Annotated in this window: 26 protein-coding genes; 18 read left to right on the top strand and 8 right to left on the bottom strand. The window is 73.4% G+C overall.

All coding sequences use genetic code 11. The annotated features are described in order from the left end of the window. Nucleotides 1-147: 147 nt before the first annotated feature. Entirely contained in the window at nucleotides 148-504 is a 357-nt protein-coding gene (locus tag HZS56_RS15990; RefSeq protein ID WP_216721352.1) for a PRC-barrel domain-containing protein, read from the top strand. Between the two features lie 69 nt (nucleotides 505-573). On the opposite strand, the gene HZS56_RS15985 is transcribed toward HZS56_RS15990, so the two are convergent. Together HZS56_RS15985 and HZS56_RS15980 are read right to left on the bottom strand one after the other, a co-directional pair. Continuing rightward, nucleotides 574-1,137, bottom strand: coding sequence for a Dps family protein (locus HZS56_RS15985; protein WP_061440672.1), 564 nt, complete (start codon nucleotides 1,135-1,137; stop codon nucleotides 574-576). Nucleotides 1,138-1,265: 128 nt separating this feature from the next. Then, complete coding sequence (locus HZS56_RS15980) at nucleotides 1,266-1,871, bottom strand: flavodoxin family protein (RefSeq protein ID WP_216721351.1); 606 nt, start codon at nucleotides 1,869-1,871, stop codon at nucleotides 1,266-1,268. 108 nt (nucleotides 1,872-1,979) lie between these two features. Between HZS56_RS15980 and HZS56_RS15975 the strand changes: the two genes are divergently transcribed. Both HZS56_RS15975 and HZS56_RS15970 read left to right on the top strand, forming a co-directional pair. Then, nucleotides 1,980-2,714, top strand: coding sequence for a class I SAM-dependent methyltransferase (locus tag HZS56_RS15975; RefSeq protein WP_216721350.1), 735 nt, complete (start codon nucleotides 1,980-1,982; stop codon nucleotides 2,712-2,714). 184 nt (nucleotides 2,715-2,898) lie between these two features. Continuing rightward, nucleotides 2,899-3,621 carry an FAD binding domain-containing protein gene (locus tag HZS56_RS15970; protein ID WP_216721349.1) on the top strand — a complete coding sequence of 241 codons (723 nt, stop codon included), beginning with the start codon at nucleotides 2,899-2,901 and terminating at the stop codon, nucleotides 3,619-3,621. Between the two features lie 28 nt (nucleotides 3,622-3,649). Here the strand turns inward: HZS56_RS15970 and HZS56_RS15965 are convergent, their stop codons facing one another. Then, nucleotides 3,650-4,483 (bottom strand): lysozyme, encoded by an 834-nt coding sequence (locus tag HZS56_RS15965; protein WP_216721348.1) that lies wholly within the window; start codon nucleotides 4,481-4,483, stop codon nucleotides 3,650-3,652. A gap of 371 nt (nucleotides 4,484-4,854) precedes the next feature. On the opposite strand from HZS56_RS15965, the gene HZS56_RS15960 reads away from it, so the two are divergent. From HZS56_RS15960 to HZS56_RS15940, 5 genes are all read left to right on the top strand, one after another. Continuing rightward, a complete protein-coding gene (locus HZS56_RS15960) occupies nucleotides 4,855-6,564 on the top strand; it encodes an ATP-binding protein (protein WP_216721347.1) in 1,710 nt (569 codons plus the stop codon). Between the two features lie 115 nt (nucleotides 6,565-6,679). Beyond that, nucleotides 6,680-7,099 (top strand): roadblock/LC7 domain-containing protein, encoded by a 420-nt coding sequence (locus HZS56_RS15955; protein WP_216721388.1) that lies wholly within the window; start codon nucleotides 6,680-6,682, stop codon nucleotides 7,097-7,099. Beyond that, complete coding sequence (locus HZS56_RS15950; RefSeq protein ID WP_216721346.1) at nucleotides 7,096-7,452, top strand: DUF742 domain-containing protein; 357 nt, start codon at nucleotides 7,096-7,098, stop codon at nucleotides 7,450-7,452. The genes HZS56_RS15955 and HZS56_RS15950 overlap by 4 nt, the downstream gene beginning before the upstream one ends. Beyond that, the gene (locus HZS56_RS15945) at nucleotides 7,433-8,068 is read left to right on the top strand and encodes a GTP-binding protein (RefSeq protein ID WP_216721345.1); all 636 of its coding nucleotides are present in this window, start codon (nucleotides 7,433-7,435) and stop codon (nucleotides 8,066-8,068) included. Before HZS56_RS15950 ends, HZS56_RS15945 begins: the two co-directional genes overlap by 20 nt. After that, the gene (locus HZS56_RS15940) at nucleotides 8,065-9,330 is read left to right on the top strand and encodes a cytochrome P450 (RefSeq protein ID WP_216721344.1); all 1,266 of its coding nucleotides are present in this window, start codon (nucleotides 8,065-8,067) and stop codon (nucleotides 9,328-9,330) included. Before HZS56_RS15945 ends, HZS56_RS15940 begins: the two co-directional genes overlap by 4 nt. 18 nt (nucleotides 9,331-9,348) lie before the next feature. On the opposite strand, the gene HZS56_RS15935 is transcribed toward HZS56_RS15940, so the two are convergent. Together HZS56_RS15935 and HZS56_RS15930 are read right to left on the bottom strand one after the other, a co-directional pair. Continuing rightward, nucleotides 9,349-10,572 (bottom strand): cytochrome P450, encoded by a 1,224-nt coding sequence (locus tag HZS56_RS15935; protein WP_216721343.1) that lies wholly within the window; start codon nucleotides 10,570-10,572, stop codon nucleotides 9,349-9,351. Between the two features lie 77 nt (nucleotides 10,573-10,649). Then, the gene (locus HZS56_RS15930; RefSeq protein ID WP_216721342.1) at nucleotides 10,650-11,282 is read right to left on the bottom strand and encodes a TetR/AcrR family transcriptional regulator C-terminal domain-containing protein; all 633 of its coding nucleotides are present in this window, start codon (nucleotides 11,280-11,282) and stop codon (nucleotides 10,650-10,652) included. A 90-nt stretch (nucleotides 11,283-11,372) separates the two neighbouring features. Here HZS56_RS15930 and HZS56_RS15925 point away from each other — a divergent pair, with 90 nt between their 5' ends. Then, the gene (locus HZS56_RS15925; protein ID WP_216721341.1) at nucleotides 11,373-12,791 is read left to right on the top strand and encodes an FAD-dependent monooxygenase; all 1,419 of its coding nucleotides are present in this window, start codon (nucleotides 11,373-11,375) and stop codon (nucleotides 12,789-12,791) included. 49 nt (nucleotides 12,792-12,840) lie between these two features. On the opposite strand, the gene HZS56_RS15920 is transcribed toward HZS56_RS15925, so the two are convergent. Together HZS56_RS15920 and HZS56_RS15915 are read right to left on the bottom strand one after the other, a co-directional pair. After that, nucleotides 12,841-14,724, bottom strand: a complete 1,884-nt coding sequence (locus HZS56_RS15920) for a LamG-like jellyroll fold domain-containing protein (protein WP_216721340.1) — start codon at nucleotides 14,722-14,724, stop codon at nucleotides 12,841-12,843. A gap of 374 nt (nucleotides 14,725-15,098) precedes the next feature. Beyond that, nucleotides 15,099-15,857, bottom strand: coding sequence for a FadR/GntR family transcriptional regulator (locus tag HZS56_RS15915; protein WP_216721339.1), 759 nt, complete (start codon nucleotides 15,855-15,857; stop codon nucleotides 15,099-15,101). Between the two features lie 236 nt (nucleotides 15,858-16,093). Here HZS56_RS15915 and HZS56_RS15910 point away from each other — a divergent pair, with 236 nt between their 5' ends. From HZS56_RS15910 to HZS56_RS15870, 9 genes are all read left to right on the top strand, one after another. Further along, nucleotides 16,094-17,461 (top strand): MFS transporter, encoded by a 1,368-nt coding sequence (locus tag HZS56_RS15910; protein WP_216721338.1) that lies wholly within the window; start codon nucleotides 16,094-16,096, stop codon nucleotides 17,459-17,461. Then, the gene (locus tag HZS56_RS15905; protein ID WP_216721337.1) at nucleotides 17,458-19,191 is read left to right on the top strand and encodes a dihydroxyacetone kinase family protein; all 1,734 of its coding nucleotides are present in this window, start codon (nucleotides 17,458-17,460) and stop codon (nucleotides 19,189-19,191) included. Before HZS56_RS15910 ends, HZS56_RS15905 begins: the two co-directional genes overlap by 4 nt. An 11-nt stretch (nucleotides 19,192-19,202) precedes the next feature. After that, the gene (locus HZS56_RS15900) at nucleotides 19,203-19,709 is read left to right on the top strand and encodes a ribose-5-phosphate isomerase (protein WP_216721336.1); all 507 of its coding nucleotides are present in this window, start codon (nucleotides 19,203-19,205) and stop codon (nucleotides 19,707-19,709) included. Continuing rightward, nucleotides 19,709-20,494 (top strand): triose-phosphate isomerase, encoded by a 786-nt coding sequence (locus HZS56_RS15895; RefSeq protein ID WP_216721335.1) that lies wholly within the window; start codon nucleotides 19,709-19,711, stop codon nucleotides 20,492-20,494. Before HZS56_RS15900 ends, HZS56_RS15895 begins: the two co-directional genes overlap by 1 nt. Beyond that, entirely contained in the window at nucleotides 20,494-21,294 is an 801-nt protein-coding gene (locus tag HZS56_RS15890) for a sugar phosphate isomerase/epimerase family protein (RefSeq protein ID WP_216721334.1), read from the top strand. Before HZS56_RS15895 ends, HZS56_RS15890 begins: the two co-directional genes overlap by 1 nt. Beyond that, the gene (locus HZS56_RS15885) at nucleotides 21,294-22,169 is read left to right on the top strand and encodes a phosphogluconate dehydrogenase C-terminal domain-containing protein (RefSeq protein ID WP_216721333.1); all 876 of its coding nucleotides are present in this window, start codon (nucleotides 21,294-21,296) and stop codon (nucleotides 22,167-22,169) included. Before HZS56_RS15890 ends, HZS56_RS15885 begins: the two co-directional genes overlap by 1 nt. Before the next feature lie 116 nt (nucleotides 22,170-22,285). After that, a complete protein-coding gene (gene rpmG / locus HZS56_RS15880) occupies nucleotides 22,286-22,450 on the top strand; it encodes a 50S ribosomal protein L33 (protein ID WP_216721332.1) in 165 nt (54 codons plus the stop codon). Between the two features lie 68 nt (nucleotides 22,451-22,518). Further along, nucleotides 22,519-22,641 carry a type B 50S ribosomal protein L36 gene (gene ykgO / locus HZS56_RS15875; protein ID WP_064731309.1) on the top strand — a complete coding sequence of 41 codons (123 nt, stop codon included), beginning with the start codon at nucleotides 22,519-22,521 and terminating at the stop codon, nucleotides 22,639-22,641. Nucleotides 22,642-22,773: 132 nt separating this feature from the next. Further along, nucleotides 22,774-23,850: a polyprenyl synthetase family protein gene (locus HZS56_RS15870; RefSeq protein WP_216721331.1), complete on the top strand. Its 1,077-nt coding sequence runs from the start codon at nucleotides 22,774-22,776 to the stop codon at nucleotides 23,848-23,850. A gap of 155 nt (nucleotides 23,851-24,005) precedes the next feature. Here HZS56_RS15870 and HZS56_RS15865 read toward each other — a convergent pair whose 3' ends face one another. Continuing rightward, complete coding sequence (locus HZS56_RS15865; RefSeq protein ID WP_216721330.1) at nucleotides 24,006-25,214, bottom strand: S8 family peptidase; 1,209 nt, start codon at nucleotides 25,212-25,214, stop codon at nucleotides 24,006-24,008. Nucleotides 25,215-25,328 lie beyond the last annotated feature (114 nt).

Here is a 25,328-nt window from a genome sequence, read left to right as displayed (position 1 = left end):
GGCCCCGCACACCTTCCGGATCGGTGCGGATCGTGAACGGGCGGTCACCGGGAGGCCGGCGGTAGGCCGGTGAGGGGACAGCCGGGCGACAGCCGGGCCGAGCGGGGAACAAGACAGGGTGAGCGTCCTCGGAAGGGAAGACCAACCATGTTCGAAGCCGAAAACATCCGTGACTGGCGCGGCCACGACGTCGTCGACCACGACGGCCGCAAGATCGGCACCCTGGAGTCCATCTACTTCGACACCCTCACCGACCGCCCCGCGTTCGCGACGGTCACCACCGGACTGCCGACCCGTCGCCGCCTCGTGTTCGTCCCGGTGGACAAGGCCACCGTCGCGCCGGGCCACATGAAGGTGACCTACGACAGGTCCCTCGTCAAGGACGCGCCCGGGATCGACCCGGACGGGGAACTCGCGGCCGAGGACGAGAGCGCGGTCTTCGCCCACTACCACCTGCCCTACGAGCCGGGCAGCCGCGGCGAACGCAGGCTCGGCCGCCGCTGAACGGCCCGGGGGCCGCGGGCCCGCCGAGCGGCAGGTCCGCGGCCCCCGGGCGGGACTCCGGGCCAGGTACTACGAGACGTCCGCGCCTCGGGCCGCCGCCTCCGTCTCGGAGGTGGCGCTGCCCGTCGCCAGGGTGCCTCCGGCGCTTTCCAGATGGGCCCGCACGAACCACTGGAACTGCTCCAGATCCCTGAGCTGCCCGATCAGGAGATCCTCCGTCGCGGTGTCGATCTTGCCGGCCTCCTCGACCGCCGCGCGCATGCCCTCGACCACGCCCGTGTACACGACGTCGAGCGCGCCGAGGTGGGCGATGGCGTCGGCCCGGCCGATGGAGTAGTCGTCCCACTTGCGCTCGGCCACCAGCGCACCGGGCGTGCCCTGGGCCACCCCGCCGAGCGCGGCGATGCGCTCCGCGACGTCGTCGGCCATGTCGCGGACCTGGTCGACCTGCGGGTCGATCATCTCGTGGACCGCGATGAAGTGCGGTCCCACGACGTTCCAGTGCACGTGCTTGAGGGTCAGGTGCAGATCGTTGAGGGCGTGCAGGCGCAGCCGCAGCACACCGATCAGCCGCCCGGCGGCCTCGCGCTCGATGCCGGGGACCGTGTACTTCGGGGTCAGGTCGTGCGTCATGGCGGACCTCAGCTCCTCATTGCTCTTGGTACATCGTTGCTCCGTGCACGAATGCCCCGTATCGGCGTCGTCAGACATGCCCGGGCGGCGTCGTGGCGCCGCCCGGCCGCCCGTGACCGCGGCCGGGGTCAGGAGGGAGGTGCCGGCAGCGGCATCGCGTCGAGCGCCCGGGCCGCGTGCGCCAGGTTGGACGCCATGGCACGGCCGGTGGAGAGCGCCCAGTCGTGGCCGCGCTCGTCGTCGAGGAAGTCGGGACCGGGCCCGGGGCCGAGGTGCCAGTAGGTCCAGGCCTGACCGGGGACGGTGTAGCCGATGTCGGCGAGTCCGCCGCTGATCTCGCTGATGACGTGGTGGGCACCGTCCTCGTTCCCGGTGACCAGGACGCCCGCGACGCGGTTGTAGGCGACCGGGCGGCCCTCGTCGTCGGTCTCGCTCAGCATCGCGTCCATGCGTTCCAGGACCCGCTGGGCGACGGAGGAGGGACGGCCGAGCCAGGTGGGCGAGGCGATGACGAGGATCTGGGAGGCCAGCAGCTTCTCGTGCACGGCCGGCCAGTCGTCGCCGTCGCCCATGTCGGTCTCGACGCCGGGCTTCAGGTTCAGGTCGACGGCCCGTACGACGTCCACCTCGGCCCCGTGGCCCTTGAGGGCGGCGATGACCGTGGAGGCGAGGGCCTCGGTGTTGGAGGGCTCGGGGGACGGTTTGAGGGTGCAGTTGATGACGAGTGCGCGCATACCTCCCGTGTTCCCCGGCCACCGCCCTTCGACCGGAGATGCGGTGCGGGCGCCGCCCGGTTCACCCGGACGGGCCCACGGCGGTGCGGCCCCGCTATCGTCCTGCCCATGGCCGACGAGTGCTTCCGGGAGCCGCGGCTCGCCCGGATCTACGACGCGCTGGACACCGACCGCGGCGACCTCGCCCCGTACCTGGACACGGCCGGGGAACTCGGCGCACGGCGGGTCCTGGACATCGGCTGCGGCACCGGGGTCTTCGCCCTGCTTCTCGCCGGCCGCGGCACGGACGTGGTGGGCGTCGACCCCGCCCGGGCGAGCCTGGACGTGGCCCGGGGCAAGCCGGGAGCCGGCCGGGTGCGCTGGATCGAGGGCGACGCGACCGCACTGCCCCCGCTCCGCGTCGACCTGGCGACCATGACGGCGAACGTCGCCCAGGCCGTCACCGGCCCCGATGCGTGGCGGCGCACGCTGCGCGGCGCCCACGAGGCCCTGCGGCCCGGCGGGCACCTGGTGTTCGAGACGCGGGACCCGGCCCGGCGCGCCTGGCGGGAGTGGGACCGCGAGCACACCCACCGGGTCGTGGAGATCCCCGGCACCGGCGCCGTCGAGAGCTGGTGCCGCGTCCTGGACGTGAGCGGGCCGCTGGTCACCTTCCGGTGGACCTACGTCTTCGCCGCGGACGGTGCGGTCCTCACCTCCGACTCCACGTTGCGCTTCCGCGAGCGCGCCGAGGTGGAGGCGGACCTGACGGGGCAGGGGTACGAGGTGCTCGAGGTGCGCGGCGCCCCCGACCGCGAGGGCCGGGAGTTCGTCTTCGTCGCGCGGCGCCCCGGGGCGGACTGACCCCGGCGGGGCCGACACCGCTTCGCACGCAGCGTGCACCGGCGCACGGAGGGCGCACCGTGGAAACGGGTGAGCCCTGTACGCGCCCCCTCGGCGATGCGGAGAATCGCAGTGGCCGTGATCACGCGGCGGGGGAGACGTGGCGTCGCCCGACCGCCGACTGCCGGGAAGCAGGTCGATCAGCATGCTCTTGCGTCTGCCCACGTCCGTGTCCGAGGCACAGCAGTGCCTGGCGGAGGGGGCGTTGCCCGTCGGCGGGGCCACGCTCGTGTGGGCCACCTGGCAACGCGACGGATTCCCGGACCTGGCCATGTCCCTGCGGAACGTCCCGGAGGCCACCGTCCTCGAACCCGAGGCGCTGGGCGCGGCCGTGGTGCTGCACCGCATCGACGACCGGGTGCCCCAGGTGCTGCGCCGGGCGGCGGGCTCCGTGGGGACCGGGGCCGTGCGCCGGACGGCCACGGTCGGCGGCAACATCGTCGGCAGCAGCCTGCGCTGCCTGCTGCCCGCGGCCCTCGTGCTGGACGCCCGGGCCACGGTGCTCGGGCCCGACCGCACCTACGAGACCGATCTGGCCGAGGTGGTGGCGAAGCGTCATCTGCTGCTCGGCCTGCGCTGGCGCACGCCGGTCGCCAGCGGCTACCGCAAGCAGCCCGCCGAGGCCGGCGGGCCGCCGCCCCTGGTCGTCGCCACCGCCGTGCACGCCGACGACGACGGCCGGCGCCACCTGCGGGTCGCCGTCCGGGACGGCTACGAGGTCCTCGGCGCGACCGTCGCCTGCGACGGGGGCACCGGTGAGGCGGCCCGCGCCCTGGAGGGCACGGAGGTCGCCGCCCTGCCGGCCGGTGCCCTGGACGTGGTGCACGAGCAGGTCGCCGACATCCTGGGCCCCCTCGCCGGCCGCTGATCCGGCGGCCGGCGCCGCCACGGGCGGGTCAGCCGTTGGCCAGGGCCTTGACGCGGTCCACCGCACCGTTGAACTTGTCGTGGTCCCCGACCGTCGGACCGGACGAGGTGTACTGCCACATGGTGTGGAAGCCCCAGCCGGCCGGAAGGGGACCCACGGTCGAGGCGTACCGGGCGATCCACAGCGGGTTGCTGGCACCAAAACCGCTGTAGTTCCCCGTGCACTGCTTCCACCAGTTGGTGGAGGTGTAGATGGTGGCGTGGCGGCCGGTGCGCTGCTTGTACCGGTTCAGGAAGTCCCGGATCCAGCTCACCATCTGACTGGACGTCCGGCCGTAGCAGGTGGCCCCGTACGGGTTGTACTCGATGTCGAGGACGCCCGGCAGCGTCTTGCCGTCCTTCGACCACGCGCCGCCGTGGTCGACGAAGTAGTCGGCCTGGGCGGCACCGCCGGCGGTGTCCGGGGTCGCGAAGTGGTACGCGCCACGGATCATGCCGACGTCGTACGAACCGCCGTACTGCTGGGCGAAGTACGGGTTGCGGTAGGAGGTCCCCTCGGTGGCCTTCACGAAGGCCCACTTGACCCCGCTCTTCCAGAGGGTGGACCAGGCGACGTTGCCCTGATGGCTGGAGACGTCCACCCCCTCGGTCTGGGCGACCCTGGTGTCGACGGGGCGCCCCCGGACACCCTCGTGGGCGAGGACGCCCGCGCCCATGTGGGCGGAGCCGCGGACGGCCGGTCCGGTGTCGTCGGCCGAGGCCGGAACAGCGGGCAGGGTGAGGAGGAGCGACTGGGCGGCGAGGAGGACGCCCGACGTGAGCAGGCGTGAGTGGCTCTGGGCCACGGTTATGGGTCTGCGCATGGCACCCATCTGATCCGCGGTCACGGCCCGCCGCACCTCACGATCGGCCAGACGGTGTCGCCGTGTGGGCCGGGCGGGTGGCGCACACCCCGCCGCCGGTCCCCGCGCACTGCCCGGACCCGCGCGCGACGGCACACCGGTCCCACCCAGAACGCCTGTATCACATCGGTGCGTTCGATTGGTGGGATGCCGTGGAAGTTCGCTCCTCGGTGGGGTTCACGGCCGGTCCGGCGTACGCGCCGGTGACGCTGACTAGCATGAATCGCACGCCCGCCGGAGTGATCGACGACCGTCCGGCGGTACGGCTCCGACTCGCGGCCGGCGCATGCCGTCGGCCCTTCCCCGCTTTCAAGGACCCAAGGGACCGCGGAATGTCAGTGTCTGCACCCCCCACCCCGCCCCGGACGCAGAAGGCCCACCGCTCCACGCCCGCCGTCCCCCTGGTCGTGCTGCCCGCGGCCGCCGCCGGCGCCGGTGCCGCCTGGGCCGCCGCGCCCGAGGCCGCCCGGGGCTGGACCGCGGCCCTCGCCGGGACCGCGTGGCTCTGCCTCGCCGTGACCGTCCTCGTCGCGTCCCACCTGGTGGGGCGGGCGCGGCGGACCGCGGCCGGCCGCAGGACCGAGACCGGCTCCCTCAAGGCCCGGCTCGCCCAGGAGAACGCGGCCCTGGTGCACCTGGTGAACGTCGCGCTGCCCGCCGTCGCACAACAGGTGCGCGACGGCACGGGCGCGGACGAGGCGGTGGCGAACGCCGCCGCGGGCTCCGGACCGCACCTGCGGCAGGTCCTCCAGAGCTGCGCCGCCCTGATGGAGGACGCCGTACGGCGCGCCGCGGACGCCGAGTCGGCCCATCAGGAGGCGGTGCGCGAGAGGCGACGGAACACCGCGGACCTCGAACACCTCACGAGCAGCACCCTGCCCGCCACAGTGCCGAAGCTGCGGGAGGGCGCCTCGGCGGAGGCCGTCCTCGCCGAACTGGACTGGCCCCGGGGACCGCAGGCGCGTGCCTGCGCCGAGCTCTTCGTGCGCGAACTGGCCCACAGCGAGCGGCGCACCGCCGCCGCGCAGGCCGCCGCCGCCAAGTCCCTCAGCCGTGTCCAGGCCAAGGCCGTCAGCATGCTCGCCGACCTCAGGGAGATGCAGGATCGTCACGGCGAGGAGTTCCTCGGCGATCTGCTGCGGCTCGACCACAGCACCTCGCAGCTCGGACTCGTCACCGACCGCCTGGCCCTCCTGATGGGCGGCCGCTCCAGCCGCGCCTGGAACCGGCCGATCGTGATGGAGAGCATCCTGCGCGGCGCCGTCGGCCGCATCGCCGCCTACCAGCGGGTCCGCATGCACTGCGCCACCGACGCCGCGATCTCCGGGTACGCGGCCGAGGGCCTCATGCACCTGCTCGCCGAACTCATGGACAACGCCGCCAACTTCTCGCCGCCCATCGACGAGGTCCACGTCTACGTGGAGGAACGTACCGCCGGAATCGTCGTCACCATCGAGGACAGCGGACTGAAGATGGCCGACGCGGCCATGCGCCACGCCGAGGAGGCCGTGTCGGGACGGACCACCGACCTCGCCTCCCTCCAGGGCACCCGGCTGGGCCTCGCCGTCGTCGGACGGCTCGCCGCCAAGTACGGCGTCGGCGTGAGCTACCGGCCCTCCTCGCGGGGCGGCACGGGCGTCGTCGTCCTCGTACCGCCGCAGTTGCTCGCCCAGCAGCGCGACCCCGGACCCGCCCTGACCGGCCGTACCTTCGGCGGCGCCGTGCCCGTGCCCGGCCCGGCCCCCGCAGCCGAGCCCCCGGCCCTCGCGCGGCGCGTCCCGGACGTCCGGCCGACCGCCCCGCCGGCCGTACTCCCCGACCAGGCCGTACGGCCCCGCCAGGCGTCCGCCACCGCGGGCGGCCTGCCGGTGCGCTCACCGGGCCGCACGATGGCCGAGGCCGAACGGGAACGGGGCGACCAGTCCCCGCCGCCCGCCGATCCCGCGGCGGCCTCCCGCAACGCGGGATCCAGTTTCGGCGCCTTCCACCGCGGGCGCAGGTCCGGGGCGAACGGCGGGGCACCGGCATCCGGCCCCGGATAGCCGGCGCGCGCCCCACCGCACGGCGCGTATCGGCGCCCTCCCGCCCCCGAGTTCGTGAGATTGGAGGAACGGGCCGGTGACCCCAGCACCAGGAACCACCGTCCCCGCACCCACCATGCAGACCACCGACAACAGCCTCACCTGGCTCCTGCAGAACCTCCTGGACCACACACCCGGCACCCGCCACGCCCTCGTCCTGTCCCGCGACGGCCTCAAGCTCTGCTGGACCGAACACCTCACCCTCGACCGGGCCGACCAGCTCGCCGCCATCTGCTCCGGCATCCAGGCCCTCGCCCAGGGCGCGTCCGTGGAGTTCGGCAACGGCACCGGCGGCGTCCGGCACTCCATGACCGAGTTCCACGGCGGGCTGCTGTTCATCGTGGAGGCGGGCGAGGGTGCCCACCTGGCCGTCGTCGCGGTGGAGGACGCCGACCCCGGCGTGGTCGGGCACCGGATGACCGAGATGGTCGAGCAGATCGGCGAGCACCTGCGGGCCGAGCCGCGCCACGCCGCCCCCGGGAGCAGTTCGTCGTGACGCGCAGGCCCGTGGACACCGGCGCGCCCGACCGGCTGTACACGGTCACGGGCGGACGCAGCCGCGCCGACGACTCGTTCGACCTGGTGACCCTGGTGGTCGCGGAGTGCCAACCGTCGGCCGGCATGCAGTCGGAACACGTCCGCATCCTCGAGCTGTGCCGCCACCCCACGGCCGTTGTCGAGATCGCCGCCGAACTGGCCCTGCCCATCACGGTGATCCGCATCCTGCTGGGCGACCTGCTCGCCGTCGGGCGCATCACGGCCCGCCATCCGCGCCTCGCGCAGTCCGCCGCGACGCACCCCGATACCGCCCTTCTGCAGGAGGTGCTCCATGGGCTCCGCAACCTCTGACACACCGGCCTCCGCGCCCACCGCCCGTGGCCGCAAGCCCCTCACCGACGCCGCGGAGACCGGACTGAAGATCGTCGTCGTGGGCGGTTTCGGCGTCGGCAAGACCACCCTCGTCCGCTCCGTCAGCGAGATCCGGCCGCTCAACACGGAGGAGGTGATGACCCAGGCCGGTGTCGGCGTCGACGAGACCGACGAGGTCGCGGGGAAGACCACCACCACCGTGGCCTTCGACTTCGGCCGCATCAGCCTCAACGACCGCATGGTGCTCTACCTGTTCGGCGCCCCCGGTCAGGAACGCTTCTGGTTCCTGTGGGACCGGCTCTTCTCCGGCACCCTGGGCGCCGTCGTCCTCGTCGACACCCGGCGCATGGACGACTCGTGGTACGCGATAGACCGGCTGGAACACCACGGCACCCCGTTCGTGGTGGCCGTCAACCGCTTCGACGACGACAGCGCCCGGCACTCCCTGGACGAGATCCGGCAGGCCCTCGCGCTGCCCGAGCACGTCCCGCTGATCGACTGCGACGCGCGGGTGCGGACGTCGGGCAAGCACGTGCTGGTCACCCTCGTGGACCACCTCTACCAACTGGCCCTGGCCCAGGAGAGCACACCGTGACCGACATCGACCCCGCACCCCTGCCCACCGCCGTGCAGGGCTGCCCCGCAGCCCACCCCGACGCCGTGCCGCTGGCGGGCTTGGAGTACCAGCAGACGCCCTCCGACCTGTACCGCGGACTGCGCGCCGAACACGGCGCGGTGGCGCCCGTACTCCTCGACGGCGGCGTCCCCGCCTGGCTGGTCCTCGGCTACCCCGAGGTGAGCTACGTGACCAGCCACGACGAACTGTTCGCACGGGACTCCCGCCGCTGGAACCAGTGGGGCCGCATTCCGCCCGACTGGCCGCTCATGCCCTACGTCGGCCACCAGCCGTCGGTGCTGTTCACCGAGGGCGAGGCACACCGGCGGCGGGCCGGCGTGATCACCCAGGCGCTCGGCGGCGTCGACCAGTTCGAACTGGCCCGGGACTGCCGGCACCTCGCCGACGGGCTCATCGCGGCCTTCGCGGGCAGCGGCCGGGCCGAGCTGATGAGCGGCTACGCGCACGCCCTGCCCATGCTCGCCGTGGTGCGGATGTGCGGGATGCCGCACGGCGGCGCCGACACCCAGCAACTCGTCGAGGACCTGCGGGTCTCCCTCGACGCGGCGGAGGGCGACGACCCGGTGGCGGCCTACGCCCGCGTGGGCGAGCGCATGCACCGGCTGGTCCGGCACAAGCGGGAGCGGCCCGGCCCGGACGTCACCTCGCGGATGCTGACCCATCCGGCCGGGCTCACCGACGAGCAGGTCGTGCAGGACCTGATCTCGGTCATCGCCGCCGCCCAGCAGCCCACCGCCAACTGGATCGGGAACACCCTGCGGCTGCTGCTCACCGACGAACGCTTCGCCCTCAACGTCTCCGGCGGCCGGCTCAGCGTCGGCGAGGCGCTCAACGAGGTGCTGTGGCTGGACACGCCGACGCAGAACTTCATCGGCCGCTGGGCCGTCAACGACACCCAGCTCGGCGGCCGGCACATCCGCGCCGGTGACTGCGTCGTCCTCGGCCTGGCCGCGGCCAACACCGACCCGCAGCTGTGGCCCGAGGCTCACGTCGGTGCCGAGAACTCGGCGCACCTGTCCTTCAGCAACGGTGAGCACCGCTGCCCGTACCCGGCCCCGCTGCTCGCCGACGTCATGGCCCGCACGGCGGTCGAGACCCTGCTGGAGCGCCTCCCGGACCTCGTCCTCGCGGTCGAGCCCGAGGAACTGACCTGGCGTCCGTCGATCTGGATGCGCGGACTGACCGCCCTGCCGGCCGTGTTCACCCCCGTCGTGGTCTGACGGTCCTCGGGGGGCCGCTCACGCCGCGGGTGTGAACCGCACCGGCAGCGACGCCGGACCCCGGGTGAACACGCCCTGCTCGACGATGTCGAACCCGTCGTCCGGCCGCAGGTCCGGCAGACCGTCCAGGAGTTGGTTGACTCCGGTCTCGACCTCGGCCTTCGCCAGCAGCGCCCCGACGCAGAAGTGCCGGCCCAGCGCGAAGGCGAGGTGGTCGGCGGCGGCGGAGAACGCGGTCGTCGTGGTGAGGTCCTCGCGGAGGATGTCGAAACGGTCCGGGTCGCGGTAGCGGCTCCCGTCCCGGTTGGCCGCACCGATGAGGCAGGTGACGGTGGCGCCCGCGGGTATGGTGCCGCCGCTCAGCTCGACCTCGGTCGCCGACTGGCGCATGATCATGTGCACCGGCGGGGTGAAGCGCAGCGTCTCGGCGAAGGCGCGGGGGACCAGGGACCGGTCCTCCCGCACGGCCGCATACTGCTCCGGGTGGGCCAGCAGGTTGGCGAAGACGCCGGCTATCGCCTTGTCCGTGGTCTCGCCGCCCGCCGCGAGCAGCAGACTGCAGAACGCCTTGATGTCCTCGTCGCTCATCCGCACCCCGTCGACCTCCGCGGCGCACAGGGTGGACAGCAGGTCGTCGCCCGGGTTCTCCCTGCGTTCCCGGATGATCGGGATCATGTACTCGGCGAACTCGACACGGGTGCGGGCGCCGGCGGCGGCGACCTCCTGGTCGCCGGAGAGGTTGCCGAGGAAGGCGATGACCGACGTGTACCAGCGGTGGAACCGGTCGTGGTCCGCCTTGTCGAGGCCCAGCATGTCCGCGATGACGTTGACGGGGAAGCGGGTCGCGTAGTCGGCGACCAGGTCGGCGCGCCCGGTGTGCCGGAACGCGTCGATCAGCTCACGGGAGTTGCGCTCGATCACCGGCAGGAAGTGGTCCTGCAGTTCGGCCCCGCGGAAGGCCGGCGCGACCAGGGCCCGCCGGACCGCGTGCTCCCGGCCGCTCAGCTGGAGGATCGTCCGGCCGTGCACCGGCTCGATCTGCCAGTCGTAGTTCTCGGTGGTGAACTGACCCCCGCGGTCCTTGAAGACGCGTTCCACGTCCTCGTAGCGCGAGACGATCCAGCTCTGTGTGGCCTCGTGCCAGATCAGCGGCGCACTGTCCCGCATCGCCCGGTAGGCCGGGTAGGGGTTCGCCGCGAACTCGGGGGAGAGGATGTCGGGTACCTGCTGCGCGGTGGGCATGGGACTCCTCGGTCGACAACGGCCTGGCTCTTCCAGGCTATTGACGGCGCGGCGCCCCCGACAGACCGCGTGTGCCGCTATCCGCTCCGGTGCCCGCCGCCGAGGATGCGGTCGACGCCGTCCTCGAACCGGGCGTCGAAGTCGTGCCGGGTGAGGGCGGGCAGGGCGTCGGCGAGCGCCGGGTACGGGCCGGCCGCGACCGCCTCGCGCAGACGGTGGGCGTCCGTCTGGTCCGCGGCCTGCTCCTCCTGGGTGAGGCCGAGGGCGAAGTAGACCAGGGCGTAGGCGGTCCAGGCCGCCGTCTCCGGCGTGTCGTGGTGGTCGCTCAGTGCGGCGACGAGGGCGTCGGCGAAGCGCAGGGTGTGCGGGTCGGGGGCGTAGGTCCCGGCCACCAGGAACGCGCCGTCGCGGTGGGCGAGCAGCGAGCGGCGGTAGCGGCGCATCAGCTCACGGGCACGCTCGCCCGCGTCGTCGGGCAGCCGCTCGTAGCCGATCGTGCCGGCGACGGCGTCCGCCATGAGCTCCAGCAGCCGCGTCTTGCTCTTGGCGTGCCACAGCACCGTGTTCATCCGTACACCGATCCGGTCGGCAACCGCACGCATCGTGACGGCCTCCAGGCCCGACTCGTCGAGCAGGCGCAGGGCCTCGGCCACCACGGCGGCGGGGGTCAGCCGGGGACGCGGAGCGGGATCCGTTTGCTTTTTGGTCACTGACCTAGTTTAGTGCAGGACAGTTGATTGGTCGCTGACCAAGAGAGGTGGAGTGTGAGCGAGACGGAGATCATGAGGGGGACAGAGGCCATGAGCGGGACCGAAGAGGTCGTCGTGGCCGGAGCCGGCCCCACCGGGCTGTGGCTCGCTGCGGAACTGCGGCTGCAGGGCGTCCCGGTGACCGTGCTGGAGACGCGTACGGAGCGGGACCCGCACTCGAAGGCGTTGACCCTCCACCCCCGGACCCTGGAGATCCTGGGCATGCGCGGCCTCGCGGACGCCTTCCTCGGCGAGGGCGTGCCCGTGCCCACGGGGCACTTCGGCTCCCTCGAGTCGCGGATGGACTTCCGGGTCCTCGACACGCCCTACCCGTTCACCCTCTTCCTGCCACAGGCCCGCACCGAGGCCGTCCTCGAGGCGCACGCACGCTCCCGGGGCGCCCGCGTCCTGCGCGGGCACCGGGTCACGGGACTGGAGCAGGGGCCGGAAGCCGTACGGATCGAGGCGGAGGGCCCCGAGGGGCCGTACGCGCTGCGGGCGCGTTACGTCGTGGGCTGCGACGGCACCCGCAGCCTGGTCCGCCGTGCCGCCGGCATCGACTTCCCCGGCACGGACGCGACCGTCTGGGGCTGGCTCGCCGACGTCGTCCTGGACCGGACGCCCGCGCTGCCCCTGAGCGCCTCCGGGCCGGACGGAGGGCTGATGGCGGTGCCCCTGCCCGGCGGGGTCACCCGGTTCGTGGGACACGCGCCCGAGGACCGGCGCGCCGGACACCCCGGCGAGCTGACTCTGGAGGAGGCACGCGAGCGGACCCGGCGCGTCGTGGGCGACGACTTCGGCATGCGCGACCCCCGGTGGCTCTCCCGCTTCGGCAACGCCACCCGGCAGGCCGCCGCCTACCGCAAGGGACGCGTCCTGCTCGCGGGCGACGCGGCGCACATGCACTTCCCCGCCGGCGGCGTGGGCCTCAACGTCGGCCTCCAGGACGCCACCAACCTCGGCTGGAAGCTGGCCGCGACGGCCCTCGGCACCGCCCCCGCGGGCCTGCTGGACACCTACCACGCCGAACGCCACCCCGTGGGCGCCGATCTCCTGGCCTCCACCCGGGCCCAGACCGCCCTCATGACCGGCTACTCGCCCGAGGGACAGGCGCTGCGCGGGATTCTGTCCGAACTCATCGACACCGTCCCCGAGTTCTCCCGCGCGCTCGCCGAGCGACTCTCGGCCCTGGACGTCCGCCACCCGGCGGCCGACCCCGCCGCCCACCCGCTGACCGGCAGCCGCGCCCCGGACCTGGCCTTCGCGGACGGCACCCGGCTGTTCTCCCTGCTGCGGGACGGCAGGCACCTGCTGCTCGACCTCGACGGCCACCGGGGCGGCGACGCGGTGCCGGCCGGGCGCCCCCTGCCGCACGGTACCCGCCGGCACACCGTCCGCCCCGTGGCGGCCGGTGCGCGGTGGAGCGAGGTGCGCAGGGTGCTGATCCGGCCGGACGGTCACGTGGCCTGACCCGCGGGCCGTGCCGCGCCGGGACCCGGGGCACAGGCCGGACGGCCCCTCAGCCGAAGGGGGTGAGGAAGTCCCTCGGCCGCAGCGCCCGGCCGACGATGCGGGTGTCGCCGATCCAGCCGTAGAAGCCCTGCCCGAAGGCCTCGTCGAACTGGGTGGCGCCCAGGACGAAGGGCTTGCCGAGCGTGGCGATGCCGGTCGACGCCTGAGTGGGGTTGCGGGCGATCTTCGAGCCGTCCACGTACAGGGTGGTGCGGTGCCCGTCGTTGACGACCGCGATGTGCATCCAGCGCCCCACCGGCACGGCATGGCTCCACGACGTGGGGTCCGCGTCCTGGCGGTGGGGGTACACGACGAACTGGAGGAACCGCTCCGGGGACAGGTTGAGGCTGCACGTCGGCTCCAGCGGGGACCAGCCGGTGGTCTTGCCCGCGTCCCCGTTGCGTCCCTCCCAGCTCAGGATGCCCATCCAGCTGTGGTCGCCCGTGAAGGGCTCGGGGAGCCTGACGAAGGTCTCGACGGTGTACCCGCGCTGGAACTTCTCGCTGTTCAGGGGTGCCCGCGCGCCCGTGCGCAGGACGGCTCCGCGGTCCGGGTCCTTGCCGCCGTCGAAGCGGAGACTGGCGTGGGCCGGCTGCCCCGGATGGTGGTCGGGCGACCAGGTGAGCGCCTCGGACCCGCTGTCGTGCAGCCGGGCGACGGTGAGGTCGTTGCCGTGGCCGGAGAGGTCGCGCACCACGGCACCGTCGGCGACCGGACCGCCGTCCGGGACGGCGGCCGTGCCGGAGGCGTCGAACCGCCAGTAGGCGAGGGTGCCGCGCGGCATCACTGCGGAGGCGGGCCGCGGCTTCGGCGGCACGACGGGGGCGAAGCCGGCGAAGCGCTCGTCGAAGTCGATGCTCAGGCTGAACCGGTCGGCGGGGCCGGTCAGTTCGACCGTCTCGGCCTCCAGCGCGGTGCGCCGCCCGGGGTCCCGGGAGAGGAACCACGGTGCGAACGTCTCGACGTCGATCACCTGGCGGGCGAGGTCGAAGCCGTACGTCCGGATCATGCCGGCGCCGCCGTAGTAGCGGTCCTGGTAGTTGGTGATGTGGATGTGGACATCGTTGTCGGCGTCGTTGGTGAGCACCGTCCGCCCCGGCGGCCAGTAGTGTCCGCCCAGCGCCAGGAAGATCTGGTCGTTGGCGCGGATCAGCCCGTCCCACAGGCGTTGCCCGTGCTCGGAGAGCCGTGCCGAGCCGTCGCCCTCGGGGAGGGCGAGGTCGTGCGTGGTCAGGACGGCGGGCAGGGTGGGGTGGGCGTCGAGCACCCCCTGTGCCCAGGCCAGTCCCTTGTCGGAGATCCGCCAGTCCAGGGCGAGGATCAGCCAGTCGCGGCCCGCGGCGCGCACGACGTGGTGGCTGTTGTAGCCGTCGGGCGAGGCGCCCTTGAAGGTGGGCATCGAGGCGTAGCGCCGGGGCCCGAACTCCCGCAGGTACGCGGAGTCGCCGCGCTGGTCGTCCGTCGACGACGCGATGTCGTGGTTGCCGGCCAGCACGCTGTACGGCACTTTGCCGTGCAGCGTACGGAAGGTCTGGGCGGCCCGCCGGATCTCGTCCTCGGTGCCGTGCTCGGTGACGTCGCCGAGGTGCGTCATGAAGGCGATGTTCGCCCCGGACCGGTCGGCGACGAGGTGGCGGAAGGTCTCCCGCAGCGGTGCCGGGTCGGCGCTGTCGGCGTCGAAGAGGTACTGGGTGTCCGGCAGGACGGCCAGCGCGAAACGCGGACTGCCGGAGTCGAAGCGCCGGCCGCCGGCCGCCTCGGCGGCCTGTGCGGGGGTCGCCGCGGTGGCCGTGACCGTGGCCGCGGCGGCCGCCGTGACGGCGCCGCCGGCCACCGCGGCTCTCAGCAGCGTACGTCTGACCGGGCCGTTCTGTTCTTCCGCCGTGCTCATCCGACCTCCAGGAGCGTGCAGTTCACCGTGCGCGGCTCACGCTGGCCAGCGGCCGTGGCCGGACGTTGACGGTGAGCTGAACGCCGCATGGTGGGCGGCGGGCCACTGGAGGGACGGGCCGCGGGCCACTGAAGAGGAGCGGTGGGGCGGCAGGGTGGCCCGGTTGCGAGGACGCGGGCCCCGCGGTGACGGGCGCGGGCGCCCCGGTGCCGGGAGCGGTGCCGGGGGCCGGAGCCAGCGATGCCCGGATCCGAGCGTGGCGGATCCGAGTGTGCCGGAGCCGATCGTGGTGGACCCGAGTGTGCCGGAACCGACCGTGCCGGAGCCGACGGTGCAGGTCGGATCGTGCCGGAGCCGGCGGTGCCGGTGTGCGGTCAGGGTCCGCCGTCGACGGAGGCGCGCAGCCGGGCGCTGGCCATCCGCATGTGTTCGGCCATCGCCCGGTCCGCGGCCTCCGGATCGCGCGCCCGGATCGCCGCGAGCACCGCGTCGTGCTCGCACAGCGTCCCGCTGACGGTGCCCTCGATGTCGCTGACGCGCTCCATCCAGACCTGGAGCAGCGCCCGGATGCTGTGCAGGATGTCGCTGAGAACGGTGTTGCGGGCGATGCGGGCCGTCTCCAGGTGGAAGGCGATGTCGGCGTCGATGAACGCCGTGACGTCCCCGCCCGCGTCCCGCATGTGCCGGAGGTGCCGCTCCAGCAGGGCCACGTCCTCGTCGCTGGCGCGCTCGGCCGCCAGCCGGGCGGAGACCCCCTCCATGTACGTGCGGACCTCGACCAGGTCCTGGGTGCGACGCTGGCCCAGCATCAGACCCCAGTTGATCGCCCGGGGCAGGAACTCCGAGGTTCCCTCGCGCACGTAGGAGCCGGAGCCCGGGCGGATCTCGATGATGCCGAGCACGTCCAGGGCGGAGAGCGCGCCGCGCACGCTGGACCGGGCGACGCCGAGCGCCTCGGCCAGCTGCCGCTCGGCGGGCAGCCGGGTGCCGGGGCGGATGTCGCCGGCCGAGAGGTGGTCGAGGAGCCGCTTGGCGACCTCGCTGACGGACGACTCGCGCACCACGGGGCGCAACAGCTGCGCGAGGTCGGGCGCGTCGGCGGAGTGCTGATCAGGCTGACTGGTCACGGTCACCAGTCAACCAGATGCCGCGCACACGCGGCTGACCAGGCAGTTCATCGCCTTTTCGGGTGTGGTTTGTCAAGAGTTGGGTCATGGAACGATCTATGACCCTCGCCACACTGGTAAATTGGTGACCAATTTGGGGTCGGAGGCTTAGCGTGAACGCGAACCGGTCGGCCGCCCCCGTGGCGGACCCCCTGGTGTGACCCACCCCGGACGGAGCTGTCCGGGCGAGCCGAGGAGTCGCCATGAGTGCCCAAGCGCCATCCGCGGCAGTCGAGAGAACTGCCATCAAGAAGGTCTCAGTCCGCCTCGTACCGTTCGTGGCCCTGATGTTCTTCGTGAACTACCTGGACCGGACGGCCGTCTCGTTCGCCGAACCGAACGGCATGGGACAGGACCTCGCTCTGACCGCGGCCCAGTTCGGCTTCGCGTCCGGGATCTTCTTCCTCGGCTACATCGTGCTCGAGGTCCCCAGCAACATGGCCCTGCACCGCTTCGGGGCCCGCCGCTGGCTCGCCCGGATCATGGTGACCTGGGGCATCGTCTCCCTGCTCTTCACCTGGGTGAGCAGCAGCGAACAGCTCTACACGCTGCGCTTCCTGCTCGGCGTCGCCGAGGCCGGCTTCTTCCCCGGCGCGATCCTCTTCCTGAGCCAGTGGGTGCCGTCCCGTCACCGCACCAAGATCCTCGGCCTGTTCTACCTGGCCCAGCCGCTGACCACCGTCTTCGGCGCCCCGCTGGCGGGCTGGCTGATCGGCCGCCACGGCCTGTTCGGCCTCGAGGGCTGGCGCGTGATGTTCCTGTTCGTGTCGCTGCCCGCGATCGTCCTCGGCGTTGTGGCCTGGTTCTACCTGATCGACCGGCCCGCCGACGCGAAGTGGCTGACGCCGGCCGAACGCGACTGGCTGACCGCCGAACTCGCCGCCGAGAACGCCCAGAAGACCGGCCACGAGAGCAAGCACGCCAAGGGCGACCTCAAGAAGGCCTTCAGCAGCGCACGCGTGTGGATCCTCGCCGCCGTCTACTTCGGCTTCGTCTACGGCCTGTACGCGCTCGCCTTCTTCCTGCCGACGATCATCAACGGCTTCCAGGAGCAGTACGACACCACGTTCAGCGTGATGGACAAGGCCTGGATCACCGCCATCCCGTACCTGCCCGCCGCGGTCGTCCTCTTCTTCTGGACCCGCCACGCCACCCGGCACGGCACCCGCACCTGGCACGTGGCCGGACCGGCCGTCGTCGGCGGCGTGTCCATCCCCCTCGCCCTCTACATGGGCTCCCCGACCGCCACCGTCGCCGTCATCACCGTGACCGCCTGCGCCATCTTCGCCGCCCTGCCGGTCTTCTGGTCGGTGCCCTCCCGGTTCCTGACCGGCGCCGCCGCGGCGGCCGGCATCGCCCTGATCAACACCGCGGGCAACATCGCCGGGTTCGCCTCCAGCTACATCACCGGCTGGCTCAAGGACTGGACCGGCGCCTACTACGTACCGCTCTACCTCGTCGGCTTCTTCATGCTGCTGTCCGCCGCACTGATGATCCTTCTCGCCGTGCGCCACCGCACCGACGAGCCGCTCCCCGCCGCCGAGCACCAGGCCAAGGAGGCCATAGGATGACCCGCCTGTTCAACGACCCCGCCGCCTTCGCCGACGAGGCCCTGGAGGGCTTCGCCGCAGCGCACCGGCGCTGGGTGCGGCCGGTCACCGGCGGCGTGGTACGTTCCGCGGCCACCCCGGCGGGCCAGGTCGCCGTGGTGATCGGCGGCGGCTCCGGCCACTACCCGGCCTTCTCCGGCCTGGTCGGCCGCGGTCTGGCGCACGGCGCGGCCGTCGGCAACGTCTTCGCCTCGCCCTCCGCCCAGCAGATCCGCTCCGTCGCCACGGCCGCGCACGGCGGCGCCGGAGTACTGCTCATGTACGGCAACTACGCCGGAGACGTCCTGCACTTCGGACAGGCCGCCGAACGGCTGGCCGCCGACGGCGTCGAGGCCCGCACGTACGCCGTCGCCGACGACATCTCCAGCGCGGCGCCCGACGAGTCCGCCAAACGGCGCGGCATAGCCGGCGACCTGCCCGTCTTCAAGGCGGCCGCCGCCGCGGCCGAGCAGGGCCGCTCCCTGGACGAGGTGCTGCGCGTCGCCGAACGGGCGGGCGAGCGCACCCGCTCCTTCGGCGTCGCCTTCTCCGGCTGCACCCTGCCCGGCGCCGACCACCCCCTGTTCACCGTCCCCGAGGCCCGCATGGCCGTCGGCCTCGGCATCCACGGGGAGCCCGGCATCGGAGAGGAGGCCCTGCCCACCGCCGACGACGCGGCCCGGCTCCTGGTCGAGACCCTGCTGAAGGAACTCCCCGAGGACGTCGCGGCCCCGGACGGGCAGCGCGCGGCCGTCGTCCTCAACGGGCTCGGCTCGGTCAAGTACGAGGAGCTCTTCGTCGTCTACCGCAAGGTCGCCGCGCTCCTCGGCGAGGCCGGGGTGGAGATCGTGGACCCCGAGGTCGGCGAACTCGTCACCAGCTTCGACATGGCCGGTGTCTCCCTCACCCTGACCTGGCTGGACGAGGGCCTGGAGGAGCTGTGGCGGGCCCCGGCCGACACCCCCGCCTACCGCAAGGGGGCCCTCGGCGCCCCCGAGCCGGAGGACGACGGGAGGGCACCCGCCGAGGACGCCCAGGACACCGCCGTGCCCCCGGCCTCCGACGCCTCCCGCGCGGCCGCCGGCACCGTGCTGGCCGCACTGGACGCTGTGGCCGGGATCGTCGAGGCGCACGTCGACGAACTCGGCCGCATCGACGCCGTGGCCGGCGACGGCGACCACGGCATCGGCATGCGGCGCGGCTCCACCGCCGCCCGCTCGGCCGCCGCCGACGCCCGGGAACGCGGCGCGGGCGCCGGAACCGTCCTGCACCGGGCCGCCGACGCCTGGGCCGACCGGGCGGGCGGCACCTCCGGCGCCCTGTGGGGCACCGTCCTGCGCTCGCTGGGCACCGCCCTCGGCGACCGGGACGCCCCCGACGCCCCGCGCGTCGCCGAAGGAGTCACGGAGGCGTCGGCCGCCGTACGGCGCCTCGGCGGTGCCGAGGTCGGCGACAAGACCATGGTCGACGTCCTTGTGCCCTTCGCCGACGCGCTGGCCGCCGCCACCGCCGAGGGCCTGCCGCTGACCGAGGCCTGGGACCGCGCCGCGGGCACCGCCGCCGACGCGGCCGCCGCCACCGCCCGGCTGCTGCCCCGCAAGGGCCGGGCCCGCCCGCACGCCGAGAAGTCCCTCGGGACCCCCGACGCGGGCGCCCACTCTCTCTCCCTGATCACCCGCGCCGTCCACGGCGCACTGCTCAACCACCACTGAGGAAAGCCGCCATGACCGACAAGCTCCGCATCGTCGTCGGCTCCGACGACGCCGGTTACCAGTACAAGGAAGCCCTCAAGCAGGACCTGGAGAACAGCGCCCTGGTCAGCGAGGTCACCGACGTCGGCGTCGACGCCGACGGCCACACCGCCTACCCCAGGGTCGCCATCGCCGCCGCCGAGCTGGTCGCCCGCGGCGACGCCGACCGCGCCCTGCTGGTGTGCGGCACGGGCCTCGGCGTCGCGATCGCCGCCAACAAGGTCAGGGGCATCCGCGCCGTCACCGCCCACGACTCCTTCTCCGTGGAGCGCGCGGTCCTCTCCAACAACGCCCAGATCCTGACCTTCGGCCAGCGCGTCGTCGGCCTCGAACTCGCCCGCCGCCTGGCCGCCGAGTGGCTCACCTACCGCTTCGACGAGACCTCGGCGTCGGCGGCCAAGGTCCAGCTGATGAGCGACTACGAGAGCGCCGACGACGAGGGCGACGAGGGCGCGGCCGGCGACGGGGCGGCCGCCTGATGTCCGCCCCCGCCCCGGACCCCGTACTGCTGGGGGTGAGCCTGAAGATGTACTTCGGTCACCACCAGACGCTCAACTGGGCCCGCCGTATCGCCGCCCTGGCCGAGCGCCACCCGGCCGTCACCTCCGGCGCCGCCCGCCTGTTCGTCCTGCCGGCCTTCCCGACCCTGGTCCCCGCCACCGGCATCCTCGCCCCCTACGGCGTCGCCCTGGGCGCCCAGGACATCGCCACCGAGGACAGCGGCCCCTACACCGGCGAGGTCGGCGGCCCCGTCCTCAAGGAGATCGGCTGCCGCTACGCGGAGGTCGGCCACGCCGAGCGCCGCCGCCTGTACGGCGAGGGCGACACCGTCGTCGCCGCCAAGACCGCCGCCGCGCTCCGCAACGGCCTCACGCCCGTGCTGTGCGTCGGCGAACGCGACGAGGCCGACCCGGCCGACGCCGCGGCCCGCACGGTCGCCGAGGCGGAACGCCTGCTCAGCGGCGCGCGGGGCGCGGTCGTCCTGGCCTACGAGCCGCAGTGGGCCATCGGCGCCCCCGAGCCCGCCTCCGCCGACCACATCGCCACCGTGTGCACCGCCCTGCGCGAGTGGCTCGACGACAACCCCCGGCACACCGGCTCCACCGTCATCTACGGCGGCAGCGCCGGGCCCGGCCTGCTGACCCGTCTGGCCGGCACCGCCGAGGGACTGTTCCTCGGCCGCTTCGCCCACGACCCGGCGAACGTCGAGGCCGTCCTCGACGAGATCAACTCCCCGGCCCCGGTCCCGGCGGCGGTGGCGTGATGGCGTACGGCATCAGCACCTATGCCTACTTCTGGCGCATCTCCTCCCGCGCACCGGAGCCGATGTCCCTGCCCGCGATGCTGCGCGACACGGCGGACCTCGGCGGCCAGGTCTTCCAGATCTGCGACTACGCGCCGATCGAGTCCTACGACCGCGCGCGCCTCGCCGACCTCCGGGACACCGCCGCCGGCCTGGGCCTGACCCTGGAACTGGGCACCCGCGGCATCCGCTCCGGGCACCTCGGGCGCTACCTCGACCTCGCGGACGCCCTGGGCGTCACCCTGGTCCGCTCCATGCTGCACACCGCCGGCCACCGGCCGGACACCGCCGAGGCCGTGGCCCTCCTGAGGGAAACGGTGCCGCGCTACGCGGACGCGGGCGTCACGCTCGGTCTGGAGACCTACGAGCAGGTCGCCACCGACGACCTCGTGAGCGTCGTCCGCGCCGTGGACGACCCGCACCTCGGCGTCGTCCTGGACCCCGGCAACAGCGTCGCCCGGCTGGAACGCCCCGCGGACGTGGTGGCCGCCGCCGCGCCGTACACGGTCAACATCCACGTCAAGGACTTCGCCTTCACCCGCCGTGACGGCTGGGTCGGCTTCACCTACGCGGGCTGCCCGCTCGGCGAGGGCCTCCTCGACTACGACGGCATGATCGCCGCCACCCGCCCCGGGGAGCGCGGCATCAACCAGATCGTGGAGCACTGGCTCCCGTGGCAGGACGAGGGCTACGACGCCACCGCCCGGCTCGAACACCAGTGGACGCAGCACAGCATCAACACCCTCCTGAGGAGCAAGTAATGGCCACCGAGATCCAGACCCGGACCGACGTCACGACCGTCGCCGTCATCGGGGCCGCCGGCAAGATGGGCCAGCGCGTCTCCAACAACCTGGTCGAGAGCGACTTCCGGGTGCTCTTCAGCGAGGCGTCCCCCCAGGGCCAGGAGCTGATCCGCGGCCTGGGCCGCGAGCTGACCGAGTCCGCAGCCGCCGCGGCCGAGGCCGACGTCGTGATCCTCGCCGTGCCCGACGTGGTGCTCGGCAAGGTCTCCGAGGAACTCGTGCCGCTGATGAAGCCGGGGACCGTCGTCCTCACCCTCGACCCGGCCGCCGCCTACGCCGGTCTGCTCTTCGCCCGCGAGGACATCCACTACGCCTGCGCCCACCCCTGCCACCCCTCGGTGTTCCTGGAGCGCACCACCCAGGAGGAGTGGCAGGACACCTTCGGCGGCATCGCCGCCCCGCAGGAGGTCGTCGCCGCCTACGAGGGCGGGGACGCCGCCAAGCAGGAACTCGCCGACTCCGTCGTCCGCGTGATGTACGCGCCGGTCGTCGACGTGCACTGGGTCACCGTCAAGCAGCTCGCGGTGCTGGAGCCGACCCTGGTGGAGACCATCGCCTGCATGGTCGGTGCCCTGCTGACCGAGGCCCTGCACGAGACCGTGCACACCGTCGGCGTCCCGGAGAAGGCCGCCCGCGCCATGCTCCTCGGCCACACCCAGGTCGCCCTGGCCAACACCCTCAAGGGCTCCAACCCCTTCTCGGACGCCTGCCTGATCGCCATGGACTACGGCCGCGAGTCCATCGTGCGCGAGGACTGGAAGAAGGTCTTCGAGGACGAGGAACTGGACAAGGTCATCACGCGGATGCTGAAGATCAAGGAGATCCGCCGCTGACCGGTGCCGGAGGCGGCCGGCGCCGGGGGAATGCGCCGGTCCCTTCCGGCGTTGACCCCGTGACTGACATGCGCGGGTCAGAGTGACACCGCATGGCGGTCGGAAGGAGTCACCCCATGGCACGCAGCACCACCCGTCCGGTCGTCCGGCTGAAGTCCACGGCCGGCACCGGCGTCACCTACGTGACGCGCAAGAACCGGCTCAACGACCCCGACCGGCTCGTCCTGCGCAAGTACGACCCGGTGGCGCGGGAACACGTGCCGTTCCGCGAGGAACGCTGAGGAGCACCGAGGAGCACCGAGGAGCACCGCGTACCGCCGAACGGCACGACGGAGCGAGGAGAGAGCACATGAAGGTACGCAAGTCCCTGCGCTCGCTGAAGGCGAGGCCCGGGGCCCAGGTCGTGCGGCGCCGGGGCGTCACCTACGTGATCAACAAGAAGGACCCGCGCTTCAAGGCCCGCCAGGGCTGAGTACCGCGAGGGTCACCTCTCCACGAGGCCCGTTCCCGCCGCGCGCGGGGCCGGGCCTCGGCGGTGTCCGGAGCCGAACGGCCTGCTGACAGACTTGCGGGCGTGCCATCCGCTCCCCACCGAGGAGGACCCGTGACGACCGAACGGCCGCCGGACCGGCTCGTCCGCCACCAGCAGCGGTTCGACCGGCTGTTCGCCGACTACTTCGACACGCTGGGCAGGACTCTGGACACGCCCTCGTTCAGCCGGTTCGCACCCGAGTGCGTGGAGCTGCTGCGCGACCTGTCCCTGCGCGGCGGCAAACGGATGCGGGTCGTCCTGCTGCACGAAGCCGCCCGACTGGTCACCGACGGGCCCGTCGAAGGGCTCGACGCCGCCGCGCTGAGCGTCGAACTGCTGCAGACCCACGGCCTGGTGCACGACGACCTCATCGACGACAGCGCCACCCGCCGAGGCGGCCCCACCACCTACTACGCCTACCGGGAGCGGTTCCCCGAGCACCCGCGGGCGGCGCTCGGCCTGACCGTGCTCGCCGGTGACCTGGCGCTCGCCCTCTCGCTGCGCGTGCTTCTGGACTCCGGGCTGCCGGTGGAGGTGCGCCAGGCCATGGCCGAGGTCCAGACGAGGGCCGCGGCCGACACGATCGTGGGCCAGATCGCCGACCTCGAACGCGATTTCACCGCCGCGGTGCCGGACACCGGCATCCTCCACGACGTGGCCGACCGCAAGTCGGCCCGCTACTCGGTGCTCGCGCCGATGCGGCTGGGACTGCTGGCGGCGGGTGCCCGACCGGGCGCCCACGAGGACGAGTTGCGCCGGTACGCGCGGCTGGTCGGCATCTGCGGGCAGCTGCGCGACGACTACCTGGACCTGTTCGGGGACGCGGCCGCCATGGGCAAGCCGACGGGCGCGGACCTCCGCGAGGGCCGCCGCAGCTACGCCGTCGCGCGGCTGCTGGCCGCCGTGACCGGTCCGGAGCGCGCGGCCGTCGAGGAGGCACTCGGGAACCGCTCCTGCACCCCGGAGACCGTCGCCGCGATCCGCGCGATCGGTGAACGCCACGGTGTGGCCGACGCGTTGGAGGCGGACATGCGGCGGTGTGCCCGGCAGGCCCGGCTGGTCGCCGAGGGCTGGCACGGCCGGTGGCGTACGGAGGCGGTCGACTTCTTCGCGGCCCTGCCGTCGTGGAGCGTCGAGCGGGCCGCCTGACCGGTGAGCGCGGACCGAGCGGACCGGGCGGACCGCGGCCGGGCGGACCGCGGACCGGGCGGACCGCGGACCGGACGGTGCCCCGGAAGGCCGGAGCCTTCCGGGGCACCGCGCCGCGCTTCAGCGCCTCGCGGGTGTCACCGGGCACGCACCGGTCACGGCACGAGCTGCAGCAGACGGTTGGGCGAGCCCGAACCCGGGCCGGTCACCTTGTCGGCGGCCGCGCCGTCCACCAGCGCGTCGGCCACCTGGTCCGGGGTCGCCGAGGAGTGGCCGGCGAGGTAGACCGCCGCGGCCCCGGCCACGTGCGGGGTCGCCATTGACGTGCCCGAGATGGTGTTGGTCGCCGTGTCGCCGGTGTTCCAGCCCGCGGTGATCGAGGAACCGGGTGCGAACAGGTCCAGCACCGCGCCGTAGTTGGAGTAGCTCGCCCTGGCGTCGGTGTTGGTGGTGGCGCCGACGGTGAGGGCCTCGGTGACCCGGGCGGGGGAGTAGGACGACGCGTTGGCCGCGCTGTTGCCGGCCGCGACGGCGTAGGTGACACCGCTGGCTATGGAGGCGCGCACGGCGTTGTCCAGGGTGGTGGAGGCGCCGCCGCCGAGCGACAGGTTGGCGACCGAGGGGCCCGAGTGGTTGGCGGTCACCCAGTCGATGCCGGCGATCACCCCGGCCGTGGTGCCCGAGCCGTTGTTGTCCAGCACCCGCACGGCCACGACCTCCGCCTTCTTGGCGACGCCGTAGGTCGTGCCCGCGATCGTGGTGGCCACATGGGTGCCGTGGCCGTTGCCGTCGGAGGCGGTGGTGTCGCCGTCGACGGCGTCGTAGCCGTAGGAGGCACGGCCGCTGATCTCCTGGTGCGTGACGCGGACGCCGGTGTCGATGACGTACGCCGTGACACCCTCGCCCGCGCTGTCCGGGTAGGTGTACGTGCCGGAGAGCGGGAGCGAGGCCTGGTCGACGCGGTCCAGGCCCCAGGGGGCGTCGGACTGGGTGGTGTCGGCCAGGCGGACACGCTGGTCCTGCTCGACGGAGGCCACGGCGGGGTCGGCGGCCAGCCGTCGGGCCTCGGTGGCGGAGAGGGTGGCGGAGTAGCCGTTGAGGGCGCTGCCGAACGTCCGGCGGACCGTGCCGCCGTACTCCTCGACGAGGTCCTTCCCGGCGCCCGAGGAGGCCTTCAGCCCGGCGTCCTTCTCGAGTGTGACGAGGTAGCTGTCCTTGACGGCCGTGGGGGACCCGGCGGCCAGGACGGTGCCCTCGGCCGGGGCGGCCTGGGCGGGCAGGGCGGTGAGCGTGCCGGTGAGGGCGAGGGCCGCGGCACCGGTCAGTGCGGCGAACCGGAGTCTCTTGCTACGCAGTCGTGCCATGACGAGGGAGTCCTCCTCCAGGCGGGGGGGGGGGGGCGGGGGGGGGGGGGGGGGGGGGGGGGGGGGGGGGGGGGGGGGGCGGGGGGGGGGGGGGGGGGGGGGGGGGGGGGGGGG

The organism is Streptomyces mayonensis, assembly GCF_018982965.1.
GTDB lineage: Bacteria > Actinomycetota > Actinomycetes > Streptomycetales > Streptomycetaceae > Streptomyces > Streptomyces mayonensis.
Note: the sequence above shows the minus strand (reverse complement) of the source record. Positions and strands in the feature narration are given on the sequence as shown.

Coding starts and splice junctions, on each gene's coding strand:
- HZS56_RS15990 (WP_216721352.1), top strand. CDS start 148: ATGTTCGAAGCCGAAAACATCCGTGACTGGCGCGGCCACGACGTCGTC.
- HZS56_RS15985 (WP_061440672.1), bottom strand. CDS start 1,137: ATGACGCACGACCTGACCCCGAAGTACACGGTCCCCGGCATCGAGCGC.
- HZS56_RS15980 (WP_216721351.1), bottom strand. CDS start 1,871: ATGCGCGCACTCGTCATCAACTGCACCCTCAAACCGTCCCCCGAGCCC.
- HZS56_RS15975 (WP_216721350.1), top strand. CDS start 1,980: ATGGCCGACGAGTGCTTCCGGGAGCCGCGGCTCGCCCGGATCTACGAC.
- HZS56_RS15970 (WP_216721349.1), top strand. CDS start 2,899: ATGCTCTTGCGTCTGCCCACGTCCGTGTCCGAGGCACAGCAGTGCCTG.
- HZS56_RS15965 (WP_216721348.1), bottom strand. CDS start 4,483: ATGCGCAGACCCATAACCGTGGCCCAGAGCCACTCACGCCTGCTCACG.
- HZS56_RS15960 (WP_216721347.1), top strand. CDS start 4,855: ATGTCAGTGTCTGCACCCCCCACCCCGCCCCGGACGCAGAAGGCCCAC.
- HZS56_RS15955 (WP_216721388.1), top strand. CDS start 6,680: ATGCAGACCACCGACAACAGCCTCACCTGGCTCCTGCAGAACCTCCTG.
- HZS56_RS15945 (WP_216721345.1), top strand. CDS start 7,433: ATGGGCTCCGCAACCTCTGACACACCGGCCTCCGCGCCCACCGCCCGT.
- HZS56_RS15935 (WP_216721343.1), bottom strand. CDS start 10,572: ATGCCCACCGCGCAGCAGGTACCCGACATCCTCTCCCCCGAGTTCGCG.
- HZS56_RS15925 (WP_216721341.1), top strand. CDS start 11,373: ATGAGCGGGACCGAAGAGGTCGTCGTGGCCGGAGCCGGCCCCACCGGG.
- HZS56_RS15920 (WP_216721340.1), bottom strand. CDS start 14,724: ATGAGCACGGCGGAAGAACAGAACGGCCCGGTCAGACGTACGCTGCTG.
- HZS56_RS15910 (WP_216721338.1), top strand. CDS start 16,094: ATGAGTGCCCAAGCGCCATCCGCGGCAGTCGAGAGAACTGCCATCAAG.
- HZS56_RS15905 (WP_216721337.1), top strand. CDS start 17,458: ATGACCCGCCTGTTCAACGACCCCGCCGCCTTCGCCGACGAGGCCCTG.
- HZS56_RS15900 (WP_216721336.1), top strand. CDS start 19,203: ATGACCGACAAGCTCCGCATCGTCGTCGGCTCCGACGACGCCGGTTAC.
- HZS56_RS15895 (WP_216721335.1), top strand. CDS start 19,709: ATGTCCGCCCCCGCCCCGGACCCCGTACTGCTGGGGGTGAGCCTGAAG.
- HZS56_RS15890 (WP_216721334.1), top strand. CDS start 20,494: ATGGCGTACGGCATCAGCACCTATGCCTACTTCTGGCGCATCTCCTCC.
- HZS56_RS15885 (WP_216721333.1), top strand. CDS start 21,294: ATGGCCACCGAGATCCAGACCCGGACCGACGTCACGACCGTCGCCGTC.
- rpmG (WP_216721332.1), top strand. CDS start 22,286: ATGGCACGCAGCACCACCCGTCCGGTCGTCCGGCTGAAGTCCACGGCC.
- ykgO (WP_064731309.1), top strand. CDS start 22,519: ATGAAGGTACGCAAGTCCCTGCGCTCGCTGAAGGCGAGGCCCGGGGCC.
- HZS56_RS15865 (WP_216721330.1), bottom strand. CDS start 25,214: ATGGCACGACTGCGTAGCAAGAGACTCCGGTTCGCCGCACTGACCGGT.